Here is an 18495-nt window from a genome sequence, read left to right on the forward strand (position 1 = left end):
GACGGCAGAAAGAACTGCTGTTGCCGTACTCGCCAGAACCCAGCTTCTCGAAAACATGCGCTTCGCCGACCTGGTGGTCATGGCGGGGTGGCTGCACCCGTTCCCATTCCGAACACGGCCGTGAAACGCCCCAGCGCCGATGGTACTTCGTCTTAAGACGCGGGAGAGTAGGTCGCTGCCAGGTCTGCAAAACGCATGCTTCTCATCTTCTCTTCACGCTTCCTCCGCCCCGATCGCGGAGAACGGTCCCGGCCGACGCCGAAAACAAGCCAAAACAAGGCCCGTCGGCGCAAAACGCTTCCCGCAGGCAACGCCTGCCATGGTGACGCGGGGTGGAGCAGCCCGGTAGCTCGTCAGGCTCATAACCTGAAGGTCGTAGGTTCAAATCCTACCCCCGCAACCAAACGATTAAGACACTCCCGCGCGAAACCCGCCGGGAGTTTTTGTTTTTGCAGCCTTCTCAACACCTTCCGCACCGAGCCACGCCAGGATCGCGCCAAGCTCGCCGTGCAGCGTCACCTCCATCTCGCCCCACCTGGCACCGGGGATGAGCGTCACGCGCTCGATCAGGGCACGGATCGCCTCCGCCGCCTCGCGCCGATCCTCCGGGTGCCGCAGGGGCGTCCGCTAGCCGCTCGATCGTAAGCGCCAAGCTGACCCCGTGTTTCGCGGGTTGATGAAGGCAGCGACACTCTCGTGATGATTCTCGCGGGAGGTTTGTTTGCAGTCTGCACCCAAGTCCAGACACGGAACGTTTGCAGTCATCGAGGCGGTGCCGAACCGCCTTGATGCCAGCCCTGCTGTCCCTCGCCGTCGCTGGTCGGACGACGCGAAGGCTCGGATACTGGAAGAGGCGATGACGCCGGGAGCGAATGTCTCGGCGGTTGCCCGTGCGCATGACGTGAGCCCGCAGCAGGTGTTTGCATGGCGGCGCAAGGCGATCCGTTCAGGCGCCATTGCTATGTTGCCGGAACGGCCGCTGGCAGAGGCGCAAAGCTTTGCGACGGTGGAGGTGGCGCATGGCGAAGATGATCGCGTGGGCCGCCTGGAGATCGTCATCGGCGATGCGACCATCCGCGTGGTTGCCAATGTGTCGTCAAGCCTTCTGGTCGAGGCGATCCGTGCGTTGCGATCGGCATGATCCCAGCGGGAGCCAAGGTCTATGTGGCAACGCGCCCGGTCGACTTCAGGAAAGGCCCGGACGGCCTGGCGGCACTGGTGCGCGACACCGGCGCCGATCCGTTCTCCGGCGCGCTCTACGTCTTCCGGGCCAAGCGGGCCGACAGGGTGAAGATCGTGTGGTGGGATGGGTCCGGGCTTTGCCTGTTCGCCAAGCGTCTGGACGAGGACAAGTTCCGCTGGCCGCGAGTGGAGAACGGGGTGATCCGCCTAGCTCCGCCGCAACTGATGGCGCTGGTGGAGGGCATGGACTGGACGCGCGTGCGGGCTGAACGAAGACGCCGCCCGACCTCAGCAGGATAGCCCGTGGCGAAGTGACTCAGGCAGCAAAAACCGGTGCCGGAATAGGCCCGGATGTGCTTGTCTCGAGGTCATGACGCGCCATGCTTCGGCTCTTCCCGACGATATCGACACGCTGAAAGCGATGCTGATCGCTGCTGCGGCCCGGGAGGATGAGCTGCAATCACAGGCGGGGCAACTCCAGTCCGAAGCCGCCACCCTCAAAGCCGAGATCGTCCGCATGGCCGCGATCAACGAGCGCGCCGAGGAGCGGATTGCCAATCTGCACATGATCATCAAGCAGCTGGAGCGCGCCCGCTTCGGCCGCAGCTCCGAGAAGCTCGACGGCGACCAGCAGGCCTTCGCCTTCGACGAGGTCCAGACCGGTCTTGGCATGATCGAGGCCGAACTCGCGGCGACCGGGCCGGCTGGCGAGCGCAGGCAGCGCGAAGCTCGTCCGCGCAAGGCGTTCCCGGCGCATCTTGAGCGCGTGGAGATCGTCATCGAGCCCGAGACCGTCGCCTGCGCCTGCGGCGGCTGCCAACCGGTCAGGATCGGCGAGGACGTCTCGGAACGCCTCGACGTGACGCCGGCGAAGTTCCGCGTGATCGTCACCCGCCGCCCCAAATATGGCTGCGCCCAGTGCAAGGAGGGTGTCAGTCAGGCGCCGGCTCCCGCTCACATCGTCGAGGCCGGGATGCCGAGCGATGCGTTGCTCGCCCATGTCGCCGTCTCCAAATATGCCGATGGCCTGCCGCTCTATCGCCAGGAAGGCATCTATGCCCGCGATGGCGTCGAGATCAGCCGCAACACCATGGCCAACTGGATGGGGCATGTCGGCTTCCATCTCGCTCCGCTCGCCGAACGTGTCCTGGCGCTGATCAAGGAGGGCGAGCGGGTCTATGCCGACGAGACGACGCTGCCGACCTTGTCGCCGGGATCGGGCAAGACGAAGACGGCCTGGTTGTGGACCTATGCGCGCGACGATGGACCCTTCGGCGGCCAGGCGCCGCCTATGGTGGCCTATCGGTTCGAGGACAGCCGCGGCGGCGAGAACGTAGAGCGCCATCTCGCCGGCTACACCGGATTGCTCCAGGTCGATGGATGGGGAGCCTACAACCGTCTCGCCGATGCCAGGCGTGCCGATGGCCCACTGACGTTGGCTGCCTGCTGGTCGCATCTGAGGCGCAAGTTCTACGAACTGCACGTGTCCGGCGTCTCGCATGTGGCCAGCGAAACCGTTGAGCGGATGGCCGAGCTATGGAAGGTCGAGGAGCGCATTCGCGGGCAGAGACCTGCGGATCGCCGGGCCGCGCGACAGGAGCAGTCGGCCGCCATCATCGCCGATCTCTGGCCGTTCTGGGAAAAGGAATTGAGCCGCATCTCCGGCAAGTCGAAACTCGCCGAGGCGATCCGCTATGCCAGGAGCCGCCGCGAGGATCTCGAGCGCTTCCTGGACGATGGTCGCCTCGATATCGACTCCAATGCCGTCGAGCGGGCTATCCGGCTCCAGGCCATCACACGCAAGAACGCGCTGTTTGCCGGATCCGGCGGCGGCGGGAAGACATGGGCCACAATCGCGACCCTTCTGCAGACAGCCAAGATGAACGACGTCGATCCCTTCGCCTGGCTGACACTGACTCTCCAGCGCATCGCCGAAGGCTGGCCAAACCGCGATCTCGACCAACTCCTGCCGTTCAACCATCACCACGGCTGAACGGCCTCGGCTGGGCGCTTACGCTCGATCTTGCGCCGGTAGACCTGCGCCACATACGGGTGGATGTCGGGAAGGGGATGCCTGGCAGCCTCGATCTGCTCGCGCAGCATGTCTTGTTTGGCTTCAAGGTCGCGCAGGCGGTCCATCAGCGCGCGCAAGATGCCGCCGCCCTCCATGATGTCGACAATCTCCTTGATCGCACGGTCCACTTTGGTGAGTTCGGCGCGGTCGCGCTCCATGCCGGCGCGCCGCTCGCGGTTCAGCCGGTTGTTCTCCTCGGCATAGGCGCGCAGTGCCGCTTCGGCTGCCTCCGGCGCCATCATCCGCTCCTTCAGTCCCGTGAGCACGCGCTCCTCGAGTGTCTGGCGCGGCATCGTGCGGCCATTCGTGCAGGAGCCGTTGGCGTTATGCGCCGAGCAGACGAAACGGCTCTGGCCGCGCAGCGAGCATGGGCCTCCACCAGACGCCACAATAGACGAGGCCGGAGAGAAGGCTTTTGGCGCGTTGCAGCGCGCTCAGCGGATTGGTGCGGTGATGCTCGCGGACGGCGGCGATGGCGTTGGCGTGCTTCTCGGAGATCTCCTTCTGCTTCGCCTTCACCTTCCGCCAGAGTTCGTCATCGACGATCCTCAGCTCCGGGACCTCCGTCCTGATCCACTTCTCCGGCGGATTGAGGCGCGAAACGCGCTTGCCGGTCGCGGGATCCTTCACATAGCGCTGCCGGTTCCAGACCAGCCGGCCGATATAGAGCTCATTGTTGAGAAGGCCGGTGCCGCGCCGGACATGGCCGCGAATGGTGGTGTTGCTCCATAGCTTTCCGTCAGGGCCGGGGACGCCTTCATCGTTCAGCTTGCGGGCGATCTCGCGCGGCGACATGCCGCCTGCGAAGTCGCGGAAGATGCGGCGGACGATCTCTGCCTCTTCAGACACGATGGCACGGTCGCCACGGATCGGCTCGCCATTGGCATCGTGCCTGTGCACGACGCGATAGCCGTAGCAGATCCCGCCGCCGGACTTGCCGGCCTCGACCCTGCCACGCAGGCCGCGATGCGTCTTCATGGCGAGGTCCTTCAAAAACAGCGCGTTCATCGTGCCCTTGAGGCCGACATGCAGCTCCGAAATCTCACCTTCCGCCAGCGTGACTATGGTCACGCCGGCGAATTTGAGGTGCTTGAAGAGCGTGGCGACGTCCGCCTGGTCGCGGCTGATCCGGTCGAGCGCTTCGGCGACGACGATCTGGAACTGGCCGCATTGCGCGTCGCGCACCAGCTTCTGGATGCCCGGCCGCAGGATTGTGCTTGCTCCTGAGATCGCCGCGTCGTGATAGGATTCGGCGATCTGCCAGCCCTCGCGCGCTGCGTGCTCACGGCAGAGCCGTATCTGGTCCTCGATCGAAGCTTCACGCTGGTTGTCGGAGGAGCAGCGGGCGTAAAGGGCAGCGCGGGTCATGGTCGGGCTTCCTCTTCGTCGTCAACTCGTGTCGTGTGCGCGGTCGCCTGCGTTCATTCCTGGCGGACGCTCCTCCGCGTGCTGAGCCGCCCGGTTGTCATTCGTGGCGTCGAACTGCTCGCGCGCGATGCGGCGGCCGATCAGCCGCGCCAGCGACAGCACGACGCTCCTGATCTTCTCCGTGCGCGTGGCCTTGGTATTGTCGTCAGACCCACCTGTGTCACCTGCCGATTGTATCTCTCCTGCCATTGCGACCTCGCTTTCCGTTTCCCTGAACGGAAATGAAGCCGCCAAACCTGCGTAGGGAAAAGAGCGAAAATCCCGCCATCCCGCAGCGGCCCGCAATGACCTGCGCGTTGCGGTTCGCGGTGACCAGGAAGGGTAGGGCGGGTGAGGAGAGGAGCGCGCTGCTTGCACGGGTGGCCTTGTCTGCCTCCCAAGCCTTCGCCGAACCGGAGGTGGCCGGTCAAGGCTGGCGCGGCAGGCGCCACCGCGAAGCGGCACCGGCCTTGACGGGCCGGCGCCGGTCCGGCCTCCTGAAAGAAAAGCAGACGCTCCCTTGCCGAAACGCATCGCTGTCAGCCGGAAGAGCGCGACCGAACGACAGCGCTCGTCTTCCCCGGCGCATCGCATTGAGGCGCCTGAAGGTGCATAAACACTCGGAACCAGAAGCGGTACTCCTCCCTCCGCCCGTCACAGCGCGCCGACCATCCGTTGTTCACTGGAGCACACGATTACCTACAAGGGCATTCTCGCGGAGATCGACAAGATCCGCCTCCAAGGCTTTGCCGTTGGCCGCCAGCTCATGCATGACGGTCATATATCCATAGCTGCCCCGACCATCGGCAACTTTCCGGGCGCGCGGTTGCAGCCATCGACCTGTCGGCGTCCATGGAGCGCTGGGGCAGGGCGAGGTGATCGCGACGCTGGTTCCAGCAGTGGTGGACGCCGCAAACTTCATCAGCGCGATTTTGAGACACCAAGGCTAGATCCCCCTGTCGCAACCACGGCTTGGGCAGTTTGGAGCCAAAGGCGCTCGGTTGATGCCAGAATTCCTGGTGGCTTGACTCCTTCCAGACCTTCGGCAAGCGTCAATCATCTACTCATGCTGAAGGTCAACGTACCGAGCGCCCGATTGTGCAGGATGGCATAGGGGATCGATACGCTGAACTCGTCGTTCATGGGATCGAACATCGAGAGCCGGAGATCCGTGCGAGCATGGCAATGGACCGGTTCAGGCTCGTCTGAGATCAACCGGCAGCAATTCGTCGGGCATCTGCTGATAGCAGACAGGCCGCAGGAACCGCCGAATGGATAGCGTGCCGACGGATGTGGCGCCGAAGTTCGTCGAAGCGGGGTAGGGGCCCCCGTGCACCATCGCATCGGCCACTTCGACACCCGTCGGGAAACCGTTCGCCAGAACGCGCCCGGCCTTCCGTTCGAGGATCGGCATCAGCCTCCGGGCAAGTCCGAGGTCGCCGTCCGCAAGTTGCAGGGTGCAGGTCAGTTGTCCCACGAGAGACCTCGCCACGGCGATCATCTGTGCAGCGTCGCGCACCTTCAGAACCAGGCCAAGCGGCCCGAAGACTTCCTCGTGGAGATCGGGGTGCGCCAGCCAGGTGTCACCGTCAACCTCATAGAGACCGGGGGTAACGTCGCGCGCGACGCAGGCCGGGCGCAGCAACTCGTGCACGGCGTTCTTCCCGGCAATGTGGGCGAAACCAGCGTCAAAGGCCGCCGCGATGCCGCGGGTAAGCATGGTCTGCGGTCCGATTTCGCCGAGAAGCGAGGTGGCGGTGTTCACGAAGGCCTCGGCGTTGGCGTCTGCGATCATGACGGCAACGCCGGGATTCGTGCAGAACTGGCCTGCGCCTGTGGTCAACGAGGCAACCCAGCCCTTGGCGATCTCGTCTCCCCGCTTTTCCAGTGCGTCCGGGAGGAAGAAGACCGGATTGACGGAGCCCAGCTCACCGAAGAACGGAATGGGCTCGGGACGTGCGGCGCAAAGATCGAACAACGCCCGTCCTCCAGCGAGCGAGCCGGTGAAGCCAACGGCCTTCACAAACGGGTGCTGTACGAGCGCCTGTCCGACCTCGCGATTGCCGCCCTGAATCAATGAGAAGACGCCGGGGTGAAGACCAAGCCTGGTCCGTGCGGCCTGTACCGCATGGCCCACGATCTCGCTCGTGCCGGGATGGGCTGAATGGCCCTTGACGATGACCGGGCAGCCGGCGGCCAGCGCGGCTGCCGTATCGCCACCAGCCGTCGAGAATGCGAGCGGGAAGTTCGAGGCGCCGAAAACGGCCACTGGACCCAGCGGACGCTGGACGAGCTTCAGATCCGGCCGCGGTGCGGGCTGCCGGGAGGGCAGGGCCTCGTCATGGCGGCGATCCAGATATTCGCCATCCAGGATGTGCTTGGCGAAAAGGCGCAACTGGTTGGTCGTCCGCCCGCGCTCGGAGGCGATGCGAGCTGGCGGCAGGCCGGTTTCCTGATGCCCGATTTCAGTGATGTCGTCCGAACGGGCGTCAATCTCTTCGGCAATGGCATTCAGAAAGCGCGCCCGCTCGTCACGGGTCGAGTACCCGTAGGACCAGAAGGCTTCTTCCGCTGCTTCCGCAGCGCGGTTTACGAGCGTCACTGACCCGCTTTGAAACTCGTGCGCCGGACCCACTGCCGGGTCGGAACGGAACGTACCTTCCCCGTCGAGCCAGTCTCCGGAAATTAGGTGCTTTCCAGTCGGTATAAAAGCCATTGCTTGACTCCTCGGGTCATCGTTTTTCTCTAAGGGGGGCAAGCTCGCTGACAACTAGCGTACAGGGGTTATTGCGGCCCCGGTCTCGAACCAGGAGATGATGTTGTTGGCAACAAGCTCGGCCATCCTGGTGCGCGTGTGTTCTGACGCCGATCCGATGTGAGGCGTCAGGACGAGGTTATCGAGGGACAGAAGCTCGTAAGGGACATTCGGCTCGCTCTGGAGGACATCCAGTCCGGCTGCAGCTATCGTTCCCGTCCTCAGTGCGTCGGCCAGGGCGCGTTCATCCACAACAATGCCCCGGCCCATGTTGATGAGAACACCGTTTCCGCCCAGCGCCTTGAGGGTCTCGGCGTTTATGGTGTTCGCGGTGGTTGCTGTTCCCGGGACGATCGAGATGAGGGTGTCGACGGCCCGGGCAAGATCCACCAGCGTCTCGTAGTAGGGATACTGGATCCCCTCGACGGGCCTGCGGCTATGATAGGCGATCGGAAGGCCAAACGCTTCCAGCCTCCTGGCGATCGCGCGGCCGATACGGCCCATCCCATAGATGCCTATGCTGCGGTCGCGCAGCGTGAGGCGTGTCAGGGGGTAGGGTGCCGCCATCCACTTCCCCGACCTGAGATACTGCTCAGCCTTTGACAGCTCGCGAACGACGTTGAGCAGCAGGCCAACCGTGGTATCGGCCACTTCCTCGGTGAGCACGTCGGGTGTGTTGGTTACGACGACATTCTTCTTGTGGGCGTAGTCGGCATCGACCGCTTCGTATCCGACGCCGAAGTTTGCGATGATCTCGAGATTCGGCAACAAGTCTATGAAATGCGCGTCGATCCTGGCGTGGCTGGCCACACCGCGAACCGCCAACCGCTCGCTCTCGGTGAGCTCGGCCAGCCGGCCTTCCTCAATTTCAACGACCCGGAACTGCTGGGCGAGCATGGATTTGGCATGCTCGTGCATCCATCCAGGGATCAGAACTGTTACCGGCTGCCTCTGCACGGCGCCCTCCCCTTTGCGCGTGAACGAGCGGTGGCCCGTTTCCTTACCCTAGTGATTGTCCCTCGGGACGCCCCTGGTTTGCGCGATGCGCTGGTATTTGACGGCGGGCTTGAGCACCGCGCCATCCCCCAGCTGGTCCACCATGGAGCGCTGAATCTCCTGCCAGGGCGTCTGGTGGTCCGGATAGGGGTAGCCGCCATTGGCTTCGAGATCGGCGCGGCGGCGCGCCAGTTCCTCGTCCGAAACCAGCATGTTGGCCGTCCCGGCGCGCAGGTCGATCCGCACGCGGTCGCCCGTCCTCAAGAGCGCCAGCCCACCGCCGGCCGCCGCTTCCGGGGAGGCGTTAAGGATCGAAGGCGAGCCGGACGTGCCGGATTGCCGCCCGTCACCAATGCAGGGAAGCGAATGCACACCCTTCTTGATGAGATAGTCAGGCGGCCGCATGTTGACCACTTCAGCCGCGCCCGGATAGCCGATTGGCCCGGCCCCGCGCATGAAGAGCAGCGTGTGTTCATCTATTTCCAGCGAGGGATCGTCGATGCGGTGGTGGTAGTCCTCGGGGCCGTCGAACACCACCGCCCGGCCCTCGAAGGCATCCGGATCGTCAGGATTGGAGAGATAGCGCTCACGGAACTCGGGGCTGATGACCGAGGTCTTCATGATCGCGTTGTCAAACAGGTTGCCGCGAAGGATGAGGAAGCCTGCCCTCAGCTTCATCGGCGCGTCGAACGGACGGATGACGTCTGTGTCCTCAATGGCCGTCGCGCGGCAATTCTCGCCAATCGTCTTGCCGTTGACCGTGGGCGCGTTCTCGTGGATCAGCCCGTGCTTCATCAGCTCGTTGATGACCGCTGGCACGCCACCAGCGCGGTGATAGTCCTCGCCGAGATACTCGCCGGCGGGCTGGAGGTTGACGAGAAGCGGCACCTCGAAGCCGTGGGTCTGCCAATCGTCAATCGAGAGCTCCACACCCGCATGGCGCGCAATGGCATTGATGTGGATGGGGGCGTTCGTCGACCCGCCAATGGCAGAATTAACCACGATGGCATTGAGGAAATTTTCGCGCGTGAGGATGTCGGAGGGCTTAAGGTCCTCGTGCACCATCTCGACGATGCGCTTGCCGGTGCGCCAGGCCATTGCCGCGCGGTCCTTGTGGGGTGCGGGGATCGCCGCCGAGCCGGGTAGTTGCATGCCCAGCGCTTCGGCCAGCGAATTCATCGTGGTGGCCGTGCCCATAGTGTTGCAATAGCCGACCGAGGGCGCAGACGAGGCAACGAGATCAATGAACTGTTCATAGCCGATCTCGCCGGCCGCCATCATCTCGCGGGCCTTCCAGATGATCGTGCCAGAACCGGTACGCTTGCCGTTGTACCAGCCGTTGAGCATCGGCCCCACCGAAAGCGCAATGGCGGGGATATTGACGGTGGCCGCCGCCATCAGCTGCGCGGGCGTGGTCTTGTCGCAGCCAATCGTCAGCACCACGCCATCAATAGGATAGCCATGGAGCACCTCAACAAGGCCGAGATAGGCAAGGTTGCGATCCAGCCCCGCCGTGGGACGCTTGCCCGTCTCCTGGATCGGGTGGACCGGGAACTCAAAGGGGATGCCGCCGGCCTCGCGGATGCCCTCGCGCACGCGCTGGGCGAGCACCAGGTGGTGGCGATTGCAGGGGGAAAGGTCCGAGCCGGTCTGGGCAATGCCGATGATGGGCTTGCCCGATTGCAGCTCCTCCCGCGTGATGCCGTAGTTCATGTAGCGCTCGAGATAGAGTGCTGTCATGTCCGGGTTCTCGGGATTGTCAAACCAGGCGCGCGAGCGCAGTTTCGTTGCCATAGCCGCATCCATAACGTGGGCAAGTTGTCCACACTTTTAGTAGACGCGTTTGGATGTGCCGTCAAGCATGAGCCGGCCGAGCGGTGTTTTCTACCTGGCAGCAGACAAGCCTACTCCATGGCGCCGGCCGTGTCCGGGCGTAGGTGCTGCCACTTGGGGCTATTGGCAGTCCTCACGCCGACCGGTGCGTAGGGCGCCGCACCGATTGTCCGGGGTAGCTATGGAAGTAGAGAAAGTTCCTTCGAAATGGTGGCCGCAGTGTCCTTGACGAGCTTGGCAAACTGCCGGTGCCTTACCGAGTCATGGCGGTATGTGGGCATGCTCACGCTGACCGTGCCAACCGGCTCGCCATTCCTGTTGTATATCGGGCTGCCAATGCACAGGATATCCGGCTCGTTTTCCTCGTTATCGACCGCATAACCGCGTTCACGGCTCCGGCGAAGTTCTTCCAGCAGGGAGAATGGATCGGTAAACGTGTTGACGGTATGTTTTTTGAGATCAAGCGAGTGCAGGATTTCCTGCAGCTTGTCTTCGGGCAATCCTGATAGCCACGCCTTTCCTACGGAGGTGGAGTGCAGTTCCACCTGCGCGCCAATGCTCGTCTTCATCTGGACGCGGTTGGCGCCCTCGATCTTGTCGATATAGACCATCCGGTCGTTGTTGCTCGGCACCGCCAAGTGCACCACTTCATCTGTGGCATCCCGCAGCGCTACAAGATGACTGCGCGCAATGGTACGGAGATCCGAGCTTTCCCACGTTTTCGACGCGAGGGCCAGAAGGCGAGGCCCGGGCCGATACGTGCCGTCTTCCGCGTTCTGCGTCACGAGGCCCTCGGCCATAAGTGCGGCAACCAGACGATAAATCGTGGCGCGCGGATAGGGCGCCTGCTTTGTCAGCCGGGAAATATCAAGCTGCCCGGGGGCGTCTGCGATAAGCTGCAGTACCGCCATGAACTTCGAAAAAGAAGCTGCTCCCTGCACGTGAGGGGAGCGGTCCGTGGCTTCCTTCAAAACGCTCTTGGGTCGATTCATATCGCCTCTCCAGCCCTTGACAATGAACAGGACCTATCAGTAATCTATCTGTGGACTATTTGCCCACATTGTAGACGGTACTCGCGGGCGTCCGGGCACATGGGTGCGCCGGAATCACTGTGCCAGCGCGACACTAACGGATCGTAGTTGTTCCACAAGTGCTTCGCGTCGGATTGTGATATTTGAGGAGAGCATATGGCCAGGAAGGGCTATTGGGTCGCGATAGTCGATATCGACCACCAAGAGGGATACAAAGATTACATCGCGCTAAACCGCCATGCATTTGAGAAATACGGCGCTGGCCGATGTCGAACCTTGTGGGCGTTGTTCCCGAGTTCATGATCTACGACCTGCCGTTCTTCTACGACAGCTTCGAGGCAGCGGACGCGGTAATGGATGGCTCCGTTGGCGACCATCTGTTCGAGCGCCTCAAGGAGGGGCGGGTATCGTTGGACTGGCCTGGTGGGACAATGGCTTCCTCCACATGACCAACGCAATCCGGCCGATCAATACGATCGAGGACATGACGGGGCTGAATATCCGCATCATTCCGAGCCCGCTGTTCATCGCAACTTTTGAAGCACTTGGGACGAACCCCACGCCGTTTCGCTATCCCGAGCTCCCCGCCGCCCTGGAAAATGGTGAGGTTGACGCGCAGGAGGCGCCGGTTGGTCTCATTTGCACGAGCAGGTTCTACGAAGTTCAGGATCACCTCGCGCTGACGGGCCACGTCTATACTCCGTTCGTCCTGCTGGCGAGTGACCGGTGGTTCAACAGCCTGTCCGATGAAGACAAGGCGCTGGTGCTCGAGGCGGTCGCTGAGACCGAGGAATTCCAGCGCATCCTCTCCCGCAACGACGCAGACCAGCTGACCGGCTTGCTAAGCAGGAGGGGATGGAGATCACCCGTCCGATACCGAAAGCGCTCGCGGTGCTGCGTGAACGGGTCGCCCTGGTGGTCGAGCAGTTCAACGAAACGATTGGTGTCGACCTCGTGAACAAGGCGAGATCCGACATGGCTGCCGCCGCTCAGTAACGTCCTGGAACAAGCATCCCTGCCACGGCCATTCGCTGATTGGTCCTGGCATTTTTTACATGGAGAGTTCAATGCGACTGATACAGTTTGAAAGCCGCGACGCCGGTCGCGCCGTAGGAGTTGTGGAGGATTCCGGGGTTCGCCGGCTTTCCCGGTTTCGCACGGTGAGAGATCTGGCCCTGGCGGCTATCGAAGCGGGGCAGAGCATCGTGGAGCTGGTCAGCGCGCATGTCACGGAGGAGGTCCTGGATTATGAAGCCCTGCTGAGCGAGGGCCGCGTGCTGCCTCCGATGGATCATCCGGATCCTGCGCACTGCATCATTGCCGGCACAGGTCTCACGCATATCGGCAGCGCCGCGTCGCGCGGAAGCATGCACGAGGAAGGGGCCCCGAAGCCGTCGATCGACATGAATGACTCCATGCGGATGTTTGCCTGGGGGCTCAAGGGCGGCAAGCCGGCAGGTGGCGTTGTCGGCGTGCAGCCCGAGTGGTTCTACAAAGGCGACGGCTCAACCGCTGTGCGTCCGGGTGGGGTCATCCCCATTCCGGGTTTTGCGGAGGATACCGGCGATGAGCCGGAAGTTGTCGCGCTCTATGTGGTGGGCAACGATGGCCAGCCCTATCGCGTTGGCTTTGCCATCGGCAATGAGGTCACCGACCACAAGATGGAGAAGAAGAACTACCTGTACCTGGCGCACGCCAAGCTAAGGAACTGCTCCTTTGGCCCGGAGCTTCTGGTTGGCGACCTGCCGCGCGAGGTCAACGGCAGGGTGACCATCAGGCGCGATGGCAAGGTGCTTTGGACCAAGGAATTTGCCACGGGCGAAGAGAACATGTCCCATTCGCTCGACAACCTCGAATACCACCATTTCAAGTATGGGCAGTTCAGGCGGCCAGGGGACGTCCACGTGTTCTTCCTGGGCACCTCGGTGGCATCTTTTGCCGACGGCGTGGAGACCCGGAACGGTGACGTTTTCGAGGTGGACATCCCTGTCCTGGGACGGCCGTTGACCAACGAGATCCGCGAAACGGCCGACACCTTCACAATCGGCCAGGTGAGGGCGCTCTAGAAGAGCTCGCCAGCACGAAAAAAGGGAGGGCTATAGCCCTCCCGCAACCGTAATCAATGTGGCGGTCACGAAACCTGACCCGGGCGATGCCAACCACAGCGCCGCCTGGGCTATGTCGTCGGGCTCGGCAATTCTTCCCATCGGGGTAATCGCGGCAATCCTGGCCGGCCGCTCCGGATTGCCTTCGGTCGTGTGAATTCTGGTGTTGGTCGTGCCGACGCGAATGGCATTCACGCGAATGCCTTCTGGCGCCAGCTCTTTGCCAGCGCCAATTGAGATCGACTCGACCGCGCCCTTGGACGCCGCATAGTGAATGTATTCGTTTGGGCTTCCCAACACGGCCGCAAGGGACGACATGTTCACGATAGTGCCGCCGCTGCCCCCGTGCTTGGTCGACATGCGCCGTGCGGCTTCCTGGATGCAATAGAAGACGCTGAACACGTTGACGCGGAATGTTTTTTCCAGCGCCTCCGGGGAAAGTTCCTCAAGTCTCGAGGCCTTTCCGATTATGCCTGCATTGTTGATGAGGCAGGACAGGCGACCCAATTCTTCGTCGCAACGCCGGAAGAGGAAAGCTATTTCGTCCTTGTCACCAACGTCCGCCTTGACGGCAATCGCCCTCGCGCCGGCGGCCTCGCAGTCCGCTACGACCCCGGCGGCCGCCTCGTCGTCGGAGAGATAGTTTACACAGACATCGTACCCGTTTGCCGCGAAGAGGCACGCGGTTGTGGCTCCGATACCATGGCTTGCGCCCGTTATTAGAACGATAGGTCTCATGATATGCTTTGTCTAACCCCGCTTGATATTGCTGTCTCTAACCCCGCTGGTTGATGGTGGCCGGGAGAGCCCTAGAAAACCGCCTCCAGGATTTCTGCGTAATCCGACCTGCTGAGCGGGAGCGGGTTGGTCCCATGGCTGTGATCGGCGACCGCACGCTCACAGGTCCAGTCAAACACCTCCCTGGTCACGCCAAGTTCGGACAGCCGTGCAGTAATGCCTAGCGAACGGTTGAGCTCGTCGAGAGCGTCTGCCAACATTCCCGGCGCCAATCCGGCAAGCGCTTCGAGGTTCGCGATCTTCCGGCCCGCGGTAGGGTCCTGTGAATTCCAGCGTATCACCGTCGGCATCAAGATCGCATTCAGCGTCCCATGGTGCAACTTTAGGTCCTTGAGGCCGCCAAGCGCATGGCTCAGGGCGTGAACCGCCCCAAGACCCTTCTGGAAGGTCATGCCGCCTTCAAGTGCACCCATCATAAGGTCCGTTCTGGCATCGAGGTCCGCGCCGTTGTTGAACGCGCTGGGAAGCGCACCCCAGATGCGCTTGAACCCATCGAGGGCAATCGCCTCTGCAGGTGGGTTGTAGCGGGGCGACAGATAGGTCTCGATGCAGTGGGAAAGGGCATCCAGGCCGGTGGCAGCTGTGAGGAATGGCGGAAGCCCGAGCGTGAGTTCGGGATCGCAGATTGCCCGTTTTGGGATGAGATGAGGGCTGATGAAGCCCAGCTTCCGCCCATCGTTCAGCGTCAGCAGCGCGGCGCGCCCAACTTCCGACCCGGTCCCTGCCGTCGTTGGCACTGCCACGACCGGTGCGACCGATGGCTTGATCCGGGCGACACCGCCAAGGATCGCCGCATATTGCTCGAGTTCTCCCTCATGAGTGGCCAGCAACGCCACGCCCTTGGCCAGGTCTATTGGGGAGCCTCCCCCGATGGCGACAACGCCATCGCACCTCGCTTCCCGGAACAGGCGCAGCCCGTCCAGTACGGCGGCTTCCGTGGGATTGGAGGGGACGTCAAGGAACCGGGGCGCATGCCGGATCGGTTCCATGCCCCGATCGAGCAATTCCGCTGCCTGGACTCCGTAATCGCTGATGACCAGCGGGGCTCTGATGCCGAGGTCACGCAGCGCGTCCTCCAGTGAGTGGATGGATCCGGCACCGAAATGGATGGTGGTGAGATAATTGATGATGTCCATGGGAAAACTACGTGTTGGGTTTAGTCAGCAGCGAAGTCATCAGGTGAGGCGGGCCAAGCTCCTTCGGTGCGGCCTCCCGATGTCTATCCACAATATGGATATACTGTCCATACGTTCGCCCCTAGTGGAGTTCTTGTCAAGGCGCTCCTTGCCGAAAGAAGCCATCTGGCCCAAGCGAAATCCGCCTTACGGTCAAGATGCATCCCGGTCCTGCATTCCATAATATGGTCAGATTGAGTAAAGCCGCACTGGCACTCTTGGCTGCGGTTGCGATTGGTGTTGGTGCTTCCACTGTCGCCTGCGCACAGGAGCATCCTGTGCTGGCCTGGACGCCGAAGCCGGCTGAGCCAGCGCGCTATATTGCGTGCATCAGCCGCACACGAAGTTAAGCGCAGTGCTGGCGAGCCATGAGGGAGAGGCTACGGGCGGCGTCTCGCTCGTGCGATGGGCCTTTCGGGGTCTTCCGGCCCTTTTGCCATCCCCCGTAAAGTTCGACAGGGCACGACGACAACAGAAGCGCGACCGTGGTGATGTGATCGGCTGTGGCATCGCCTCGTCGTGAAAAACGCAATGCGATCAACGCAAAGCTGTCATTTTCCGGCTGTTTGGCAGATCACCACCAGCCCGACCGCGGAGGCTGCGCCGGCGATGTAGGGCATCGCCAGCCAGAGGTCTGTTCGGCTACAAGCTCGACTGACCGCGCCTTCGACCTCGACAGCACGTGCGGCCTCTTCGCCAGCGACAAGGGCACGGTCGTCGTCGCCTGCGCCGCAAGATGGGCGAACTGCTCTCGGACTACAGCGAGAGCAATTACGACATGTTCGGCGAGCGCCATTCGCTCACCCAGACCGATGGCGTCGTCTATACGCCCGACGCCATGTGGATGGTCGATTGGGGGCTTGAGATCGGCCGCGTGCGCGACGACACGGTGGACGAGGACATCGAACTGTAGCGGGAGGACTTCGACTGCTACGCCCCCGCTGGCCATCGGCTACAAGGACGAGGAGCGCGGCATCAACGCCCGCGTGCGAGGCGAGGTCAGGATCGAGCGCTCCGATGAGGAGACACGCGACCAGAACACCTTCTCTTCGCCGCCGGCCTCGGCTGTAGACCAGCCCCTACTGGCTGCTTCTCGTCTCCATATCGACGCGGTTGTCTCGGACACCGAATCCTGGGAGACCTCCTTTGCCGGCACTGATTATGTCGAGGCCTCGCTCGGCTATGCCTATGGGCCGGTCGACAATGAGCGCCTCAACGCGCTCTCTTCCGGTCAGGCCTCAGAGCTTTCGCTTGATGAGGTTCTGCAGCATCTCACAATCGAGCGTCAGGTCCGCCACGATCTACTTCAGCCGGATATTCTCCTGTTCAAGCTTGCGCAGCCGCTTCATCTCCGACGGCATCATGCCGGCCTTCTTCTTCTTCCAATTGGAGTAGGTCGCCCGGCTATCCCCGTCTTCCGGCAGATCTCCGCCACCCTCATCCCATCTTCACCCTGCTTGATGATGAACGCCTTCTGAGTATCCGTGAACTGCGATGCCTTCATCGCTTCTGCTCCTCTCAGTCAGCGCGACCTTATTCTGTCGACAGAGTTCCACGGTACTGTCCGGTGACGCCATTTGGCCGACATCGAAGTTCGTTGCAATCCTTCTTGAGGCTTCTTGGATCAAGCTTGGCGCATTACTCGCTTACTTCTTCATTTCGGGGTCGAATCCAGGAATATACGATTGATATCCATATGAGGCAGGACAACGCGAACAACGCCAGAGCGATCGGGCGATTGATGAAGTCAATCAGGCTTCCCTGGAATTTAATAAGCGTCGTAATCAGGTTTTCTTCCAAAATAGGCCCGATCACGATCCCCAGAACACATGGCGCTACAGGAAAGTCGTTCTCTTCCATCAGATAACCGACGATACCGAAGATCAGCATAATGGTGACGCCGTAAACAGAATTGTTAGATGCAAACGCTCCGACGATGCAAAAGATCAGGATCAATGGCATCAGCACGGATTTTGATACCCGCAGAATATTCTTTGCAAACTTGATAAGCACCCAGCCGAGCGGGATCATGATCAGGTTGGCCAGGATGAAGATCAGGAATACGGCGTAGATCGTCTGGGGATTGAACAGGAAGAGCGTCGGCCCGGGATTCATGCCCTTGACATACAGCACGCCGACCACGATGGCCGTGATCGTGTCGCCCGGAATGCCGAACACTAATGCCGGGACCCAGGCGCTTGAAAGCGACGCGTTATTCGACGAGGTGGCTTCCACGACGCCTTCCGCATGACCGGTCTCGTACTTTTCCGGTGTGCGGGAGAAGCGTCGACTGATCGCATAGCTGACATACGCGGCTACATCGGAGCCCGCGCCAGGCAAGATGCCGATTACGGTGCCGGTGAGATTGCCGCGCAACATCTGACGCCAATAGGTTTTCAGCATGAATCCCCAATGACGAAAAATATTGCCTACGGTTTTCGGAACCGCTTCCTTTTCACCACCGCCGTTCATCGCGGCCCGCAGCACCATGGAAATGGCAAAGATTCCGATCATAACGGGAATGAAATCGATGCCGCCCAACATGTCGGTCGAGCCAAAGGTAAGACGCGGCACGCCGGCGGGATTATCGAGGCCTACGCTACCAATCGTCAGGCCCATCAACAGGCTCAAAAAGCCTCTTTCTAAACTTCCGGACCCCATGAAGACCGCACAGGTCAGCCCGAGTAGAGCCATCCAGAAATATTCCTGCGAGGAAAAACTCATGGCGAATTCGGCCAGCGACGGCGCGGCGAAGATCAGGACCAGCGTCCCAAAAAGTCCGCCGATTGCTGAAAACAGAACGCAGGCTCCAAGCCCGAGTTCGGCCTGCCCTTTCTGCGTCAACTGGTACGTGTCTTCGACATAGGCAGCTGATGAGGGCGTGCCGGGGATGCGCAACAGCGCGCCGGGAATGTCTCCGGCAAAAATTGCCATGGCCGAGCACGCAACCATCGCGCCAACAGCCGCGACCGGCTCCATGAAAAATGTCAGCGGCACGAGCATGGCGGTGGCCATGGTCGCTGTGAGACCGGGAATCGCTCCCACGAAGAGCCCAAATATGGAAGCAGCGATTACCGCCAGCAACACGTTCCAAGTTGCGACGAGATTTAACGCTTGGATTAAGACGTCCATCGCGCTG

General features: G+C 61.9%; 19 protein-coding genes, 1 tRNA gene, 1 rRNA gene and 1 pseudogene. 10 read left to right on the top strand and 12 right to left on the bottom strand.

Annotation, left to right across the window (positions count from 1 at the left end):
• The first annotated feature begins 69 nt into the window (after positions 1 to 69).
• The 5 genes from rrf (at position 70) to CHEJ32_RS0105550 (ending at position 3175) form a co-directional block, all read left to right on the top strand.
• Positions 70 to 184, top strand: a 5S ribosomal RNA gene (gene rrf, locus CHEJ32_RS0105525).
• A 142-nt stretch (positions 185 to 326) separates the two neighbouring features.
• Positions 327 to 403: transfer RNA gene (locus CHEJ32_RS0105530), tRNA-Met, on the top strand.
• 318 nt (positions 404 to 721) lie between these two features.
• A complete protein-coding gene (locus tag CHEJ32_RS27895; protein WP_028032972.1) occupies positions 722 to 1141 on the top strand; it encodes a transposase in 420 nt (139 codons plus the stop codon).
• A complete protein-coding gene (tnpB, locus tag CHEJ32_RS0105545; protein ID WP_028032973.1) occupies positions 1138 to 1482 on the top strand; it encodes an IS66 family insertion sequence element accessory protein TnpB in 345 nt (114 codons plus the stop codon). Before CHEJ32_RS27895 ends, tnpB begins: the two co-directional genes overlap by 4 nt.
• Positions 1483 to 1552: 70 nt before the next feature.
• The gene (locus tag CHEJ32_RS0105550; RefSeq protein WP_028032974.1) at positions 1553 to 3175 is read left to right on the top strand and encodes an IS66 family transposase; all 1623 of its coding nucleotides are present in this window, start codon (positions 1553 to 1555) and stop codon (positions 3173 to 3175) included.
• On the opposite strand, the gene CHEJ32_RS27665 is transcribed toward CHEJ32_RS0105550, so the two are convergent.
• The 8 genes from CHEJ32_RS27665 to CHEJ32_RS0105585 all read right to left on the bottom strand — a co-directional run bounded on the left by CHEJ32_RS27665 (position 3163) and on the right by CHEJ32_RS0105585 (position 11218).
• Entirely contained in the window at positions 3163 to 3549 is a 387-nt protein-coding gene (locus CHEJ32_RS27665; protein WP_051469491.1) for a hypothetical protein, read from the bottom strand. The genes CHEJ32_RS0105550 and CHEJ32_RS27665 overlap by 13 nt on opposite strands.
• Before the next feature lie 31 nt (positions 3550 to 3580).
• Positions 3581 to 4624: a recombinase family protein gene (locus tag CHEJ32_RS23980; protein ID WP_051469492.1), complete on the bottom strand. Its 1044-nt coding sequence runs from the start codon at positions 4622 to 4624 to the stop codon at positions 3581 to 3583.
• Between the two features lie 21 nt (positions 4625 to 4645).
• Positions 4646 to 4873, bottom strand: a complete 228-nt coding sequence (locus tag CHEJ32_RS0105560) for a hypothetical protein (protein ID WP_028032975.1) — start codon at positions 4871 to 4873, stop codon at positions 4646 to 4648.
• A 469-nt stretch (positions 4874 to 5342) separates the two neighbouring features.
• Positions 5343 to 5585, bottom strand: coding sequence for a hypothetical protein (locus CHEJ32_RS27040; RefSeq protein ID WP_156936621.1), 243 nt, complete (start codon positions 5583 to 5585; stop codon positions 5343 to 5345).
• Positions 5586 to 5858: 273 nt separating this feature from the next.
• Positions 5859 to 7379, bottom strand: coding sequence for an aldehyde dehydrogenase (NADP(+)) (locus CHEJ32_RS0105570; protein ID WP_028032976.1), 1521 nt, complete (start codon positions 7377 to 7379; stop codon positions 5859 to 5861).
• Between the two features lie 54 nt (positions 7380 to 7433).
• Positions 7434 to 8336 carry a 2-hydroxyacid dehydrogenase gene (locus tag CHEJ32_RS0105575; RefSeq protein WP_051469493.1) on the bottom strand — a complete coding sequence of 301 codons (903 nt, stop codon included), beginning with the start codon at positions 8334 to 8336 and terminating at the stop codon, positions 7434 to 7436.
• 87 nt (positions 8337 to 8423) lie between these two features.
• A complete protein-coding gene (locus CHEJ32_RS0105580) occupies positions 8424 to 10208 on the bottom strand; it encodes an IlvD/Edd family dehydratase (protein ID WP_305803854.1) in 1785 nt (594 codons plus the stop codon).
• A 218-nt stretch (positions 10209 to 10426) separates the two neighbouring features.
• Positions 10427 to 11218 (bottom strand): IclR family transcriptional regulator, encoded by a 792-nt coding sequence (locus CHEJ32_RS0105585; protein WP_028032979.1) that lies wholly within the window; start codon positions 11216 to 11218, stop codon positions 10427 to 10429.
• A 216-nt stretch (positions 11219 to 11434) separates the two neighbouring features.
• On the opposite strand from CHEJ32_RS0105585, the gene CHEJ32_RS26600 reads away from it, so the two are divergent.
• The 4 genes from CHEJ32_RS26600 (at position 11435) to araD1 (ending at position 13344) form a co-directional block, all read left to right on the top strand.
• Complete coding sequence (locus CHEJ32_RS26600) at positions 11435 to 11581, top strand: DUF1330 domain-containing protein (RefSeq protein WP_084032690.1); 147 nt, start codon at positions 11435 to 11437, stop codon at positions 11579 to 11581.
• Entirely contained in the window at positions 11545 to 11727 is a 183-nt protein-coding gene (locus tag CHEJ32_RS27670) for a hypothetical protein (protein WP_051469495.1), read from the top strand. The genes CHEJ32_RS26600 and CHEJ32_RS27670 overlap by 37 nt, the downstream gene beginning before the upstream one ends.
• Complete coding sequence (gene dctP, locus CHEJ32_RS23985) at positions 11724 to 12236, top strand: TRAP transporter substrate-binding protein DctP (protein WP_051469496.1); 513 nt, start codon at positions 11724 to 11726, stop codon at positions 12234 to 12236. The genes CHEJ32_RS27670 and dctP overlap by 4 nt, the downstream gene beginning before the upstream one ends.
• A gap of 109 nt (positions 12237 to 12345) precedes the next feature.
• Positions 12346 to 13344 carry an AraD1 family protein gene (araD1, locus tag CHEJ32_RS0105595; protein ID WP_028032980.1) on the top strand — a complete coding sequence of 333 codons (999 nt, stop codon included), beginning with the start codon at positions 12346 to 12348 and terminating at the stop codon, positions 13342 to 13344.
• A gap of 30 nt (positions 13345 to 13374) precedes the next feature.
• Here araD1 and CHEJ32_RS0105600 read toward each other — a convergent pair whose 3' ends face one another.
• Both CHEJ32_RS0105600 and CHEJ32_RS0105605 read right to left on the bottom strand, forming a co-directional pair.
• Complete coding sequence (locus tag CHEJ32_RS0105600) at positions 13375 to 14121, bottom strand: SDR family oxidoreductase (RefSeq protein WP_028032981.1); 747 nt, start codon at positions 14119 to 14121, stop codon at positions 13375 to 13377.
• Between the two features lie 71 nt (positions 14122 to 14192).
• The gene (locus CHEJ32_RS0105605) at positions 14193 to 15317 is read right to left on the bottom strand and encodes an iron-containing alcohol dehydrogenase (protein WP_028032982.1); all 1125 of its coding nucleotides are present in this window, start codon (positions 15315 to 15317) and stop codon (positions 14193 to 14195) included.
• 775 nt (positions 15318 to 16092) lie between these two features.
• Here CHEJ32_RS0105605 and CHEJ32_RS27050 point away from each other — a divergent pair.
• Positions 16093 to 16269 (top strand): hypothetical protein, encoded by a 177-nt coding sequence (locus CHEJ32_RS27050; protein ID WP_156936622.1) that lies wholly within the window; start codon positions 16093 to 16095, stop codon positions 16267 to 16269.
• Positions 16270 to 16577: 308 nt separating this feature from the next.
• Here CHEJ32_RS27050 and CHEJ32_RS26605 read toward each other — a convergent pair.
• Together CHEJ32_RS26605 and CHEJ32_RS0105620 are read right to left on the bottom strand one after the other, a co-directional pair.
• A pseudogene (locus tag CHEJ32_RS26605) lies at positions 16578 to 16860 on the bottom strand (transposase); the annotation flags it as partial.
• Positions 16861 to 16994: 134 nt separating this feature from the next.
• Positions 16995 to 18488 (bottom strand): tripartite tricarboxylate transporter permease, encoded by a 1494-nt coding sequence (locus CHEJ32_RS0105620; RefSeq protein ID WP_028032984.1) that lies wholly within the window; start codon positions 18486 to 18488, stop codon positions 16995 to 16997.
• Positions 18489 to 18495: the final 7 nt, after the last annotated feature.

This window comes from Chelativorans sp. J32 (assembly GCF_000518985.1).
Lineage (GTDB): Bacteria > Pseudomonadota > Alphaproteobacteria > Rhizobiales > Rhizobiaceae > Chelativorans.

Bases quoted from the DNA above. Each gene is read 5' to 3' on its own strand.
- tnpB (WP_028032973.1), top strand. From the start codon at position 1,138: ATGATCCCAGCGGGAGCCAAGGTCTATGTGGCAACGCGCCCGGTCGAC.
- CHEJ32_RS0105550 (WP_028032974.1), top strand. From the start codon at position 1,553: ATGACGCGCCATGCTTCGGCTCTTCCCGACGATATCGACACGCTGAAA.
- CHEJ32_RS27665 (WP_051469491.1), bottom strand. From the start codon at position 3,549: ATGCCGCGCCAGACACTCGAGGAGCGCGTGCTCACGGGACTGAAGGAG.
- CHEJ32_RS23980 (WP_051469492.1), bottom strand. From the start codon at position 4,624: ATGACCCGCGCTGCCCTTTACGCCCGCTGCTCCTCCGACAACCAGCGT.
- CHEJ32_RS0105560 (WP_028032975.1), bottom strand. From the start codon at position 4,873: ATGGCAGGAGAGATACAATCGGCAGGTGACACAGGTGGGTCTGACGAC.
- CHEJ32_RS27040 (WP_156936621.1), bottom strand. From the start codon at position 5,585: ATGAAGTTTGCGGCGTCCACCACTGCTGGAACCAGCGTCGCGATCACC.
- CHEJ32_RS0105570 (WP_028032976.1), bottom strand. From the start codon at position 7,379: ATGGCTTTTATACCGACTGGAAAGCACCTAATTTCCGGAGACTGGCTC.
- CHEJ32_RS0105575 (WP_051469493.1), bottom strand. From the start codon at position 8,336: ATGCACGAGCATGCCAAATCCATGCTCGCCCAGCAGTTCCGGGTCGTT.
- CHEJ32_RS0105580 (WP_305803854.1), bottom strand. From the start codon at position 10,208: ATGGCAACGAAACTGCGCTCGCGCGCCTGGTTTGACAATCCCGAGAAC.
- CHEJ32_RS26600 (WP_084032690.1), top strand. From the start codon at position 11,435: ATGGCCAGGAAGGGCTATTGGGTCGCGATAGTCGATATCGACCACCAA.
- CHEJ32_RS27670 (WP_051469495.1), top strand. From the start codon at position 11,545: ATGTCGAACCTTGTGGGCGTTGTTCCCGAGTTCATGATCTACGACCTG.
- dctP (WP_051469496.1), top strand. From the start codon at position 11,724: ATGACCAACGCAATCCGGCCGATCAATACGATCGAGGACATGACGGGG.
- araD1 (WP_028032980.1), top strand. From the start codon at position 12,346: ATGCGACTGATACAGTTTGAAAGCCGCGACGCCGGTCGCGCCGTAGGA.
- CHEJ32_RS0105600 (WP_028032981.1), bottom strand. From the start codon at position 14,121: ATGAGACCTATCGTTCTAATAACGGGCGCAAGCCATGGTATCGGAGCC.
- CHEJ32_RS0105605 (WP_028032982.1), bottom strand. From the start codon at position 15,317: ATGGACATCATCAATTATCTCACCACCATCCATTTCGGTGCCGGATCC.
- CHEJ32_RS27050 (WP_156936622.1), top strand. From the start codon at position 16,093: ATGGGCGAACTGCTCTCGGACTACAGCGAGAGCAATTACGACATGTTC.
- CHEJ32_RS0105620 (WP_028032984.1), bottom strand. From the start codon at position 18,488: ATGGACGTCTTAATCCAAGCGTTAAATCTCGTCGCAACTTGGAACGTG.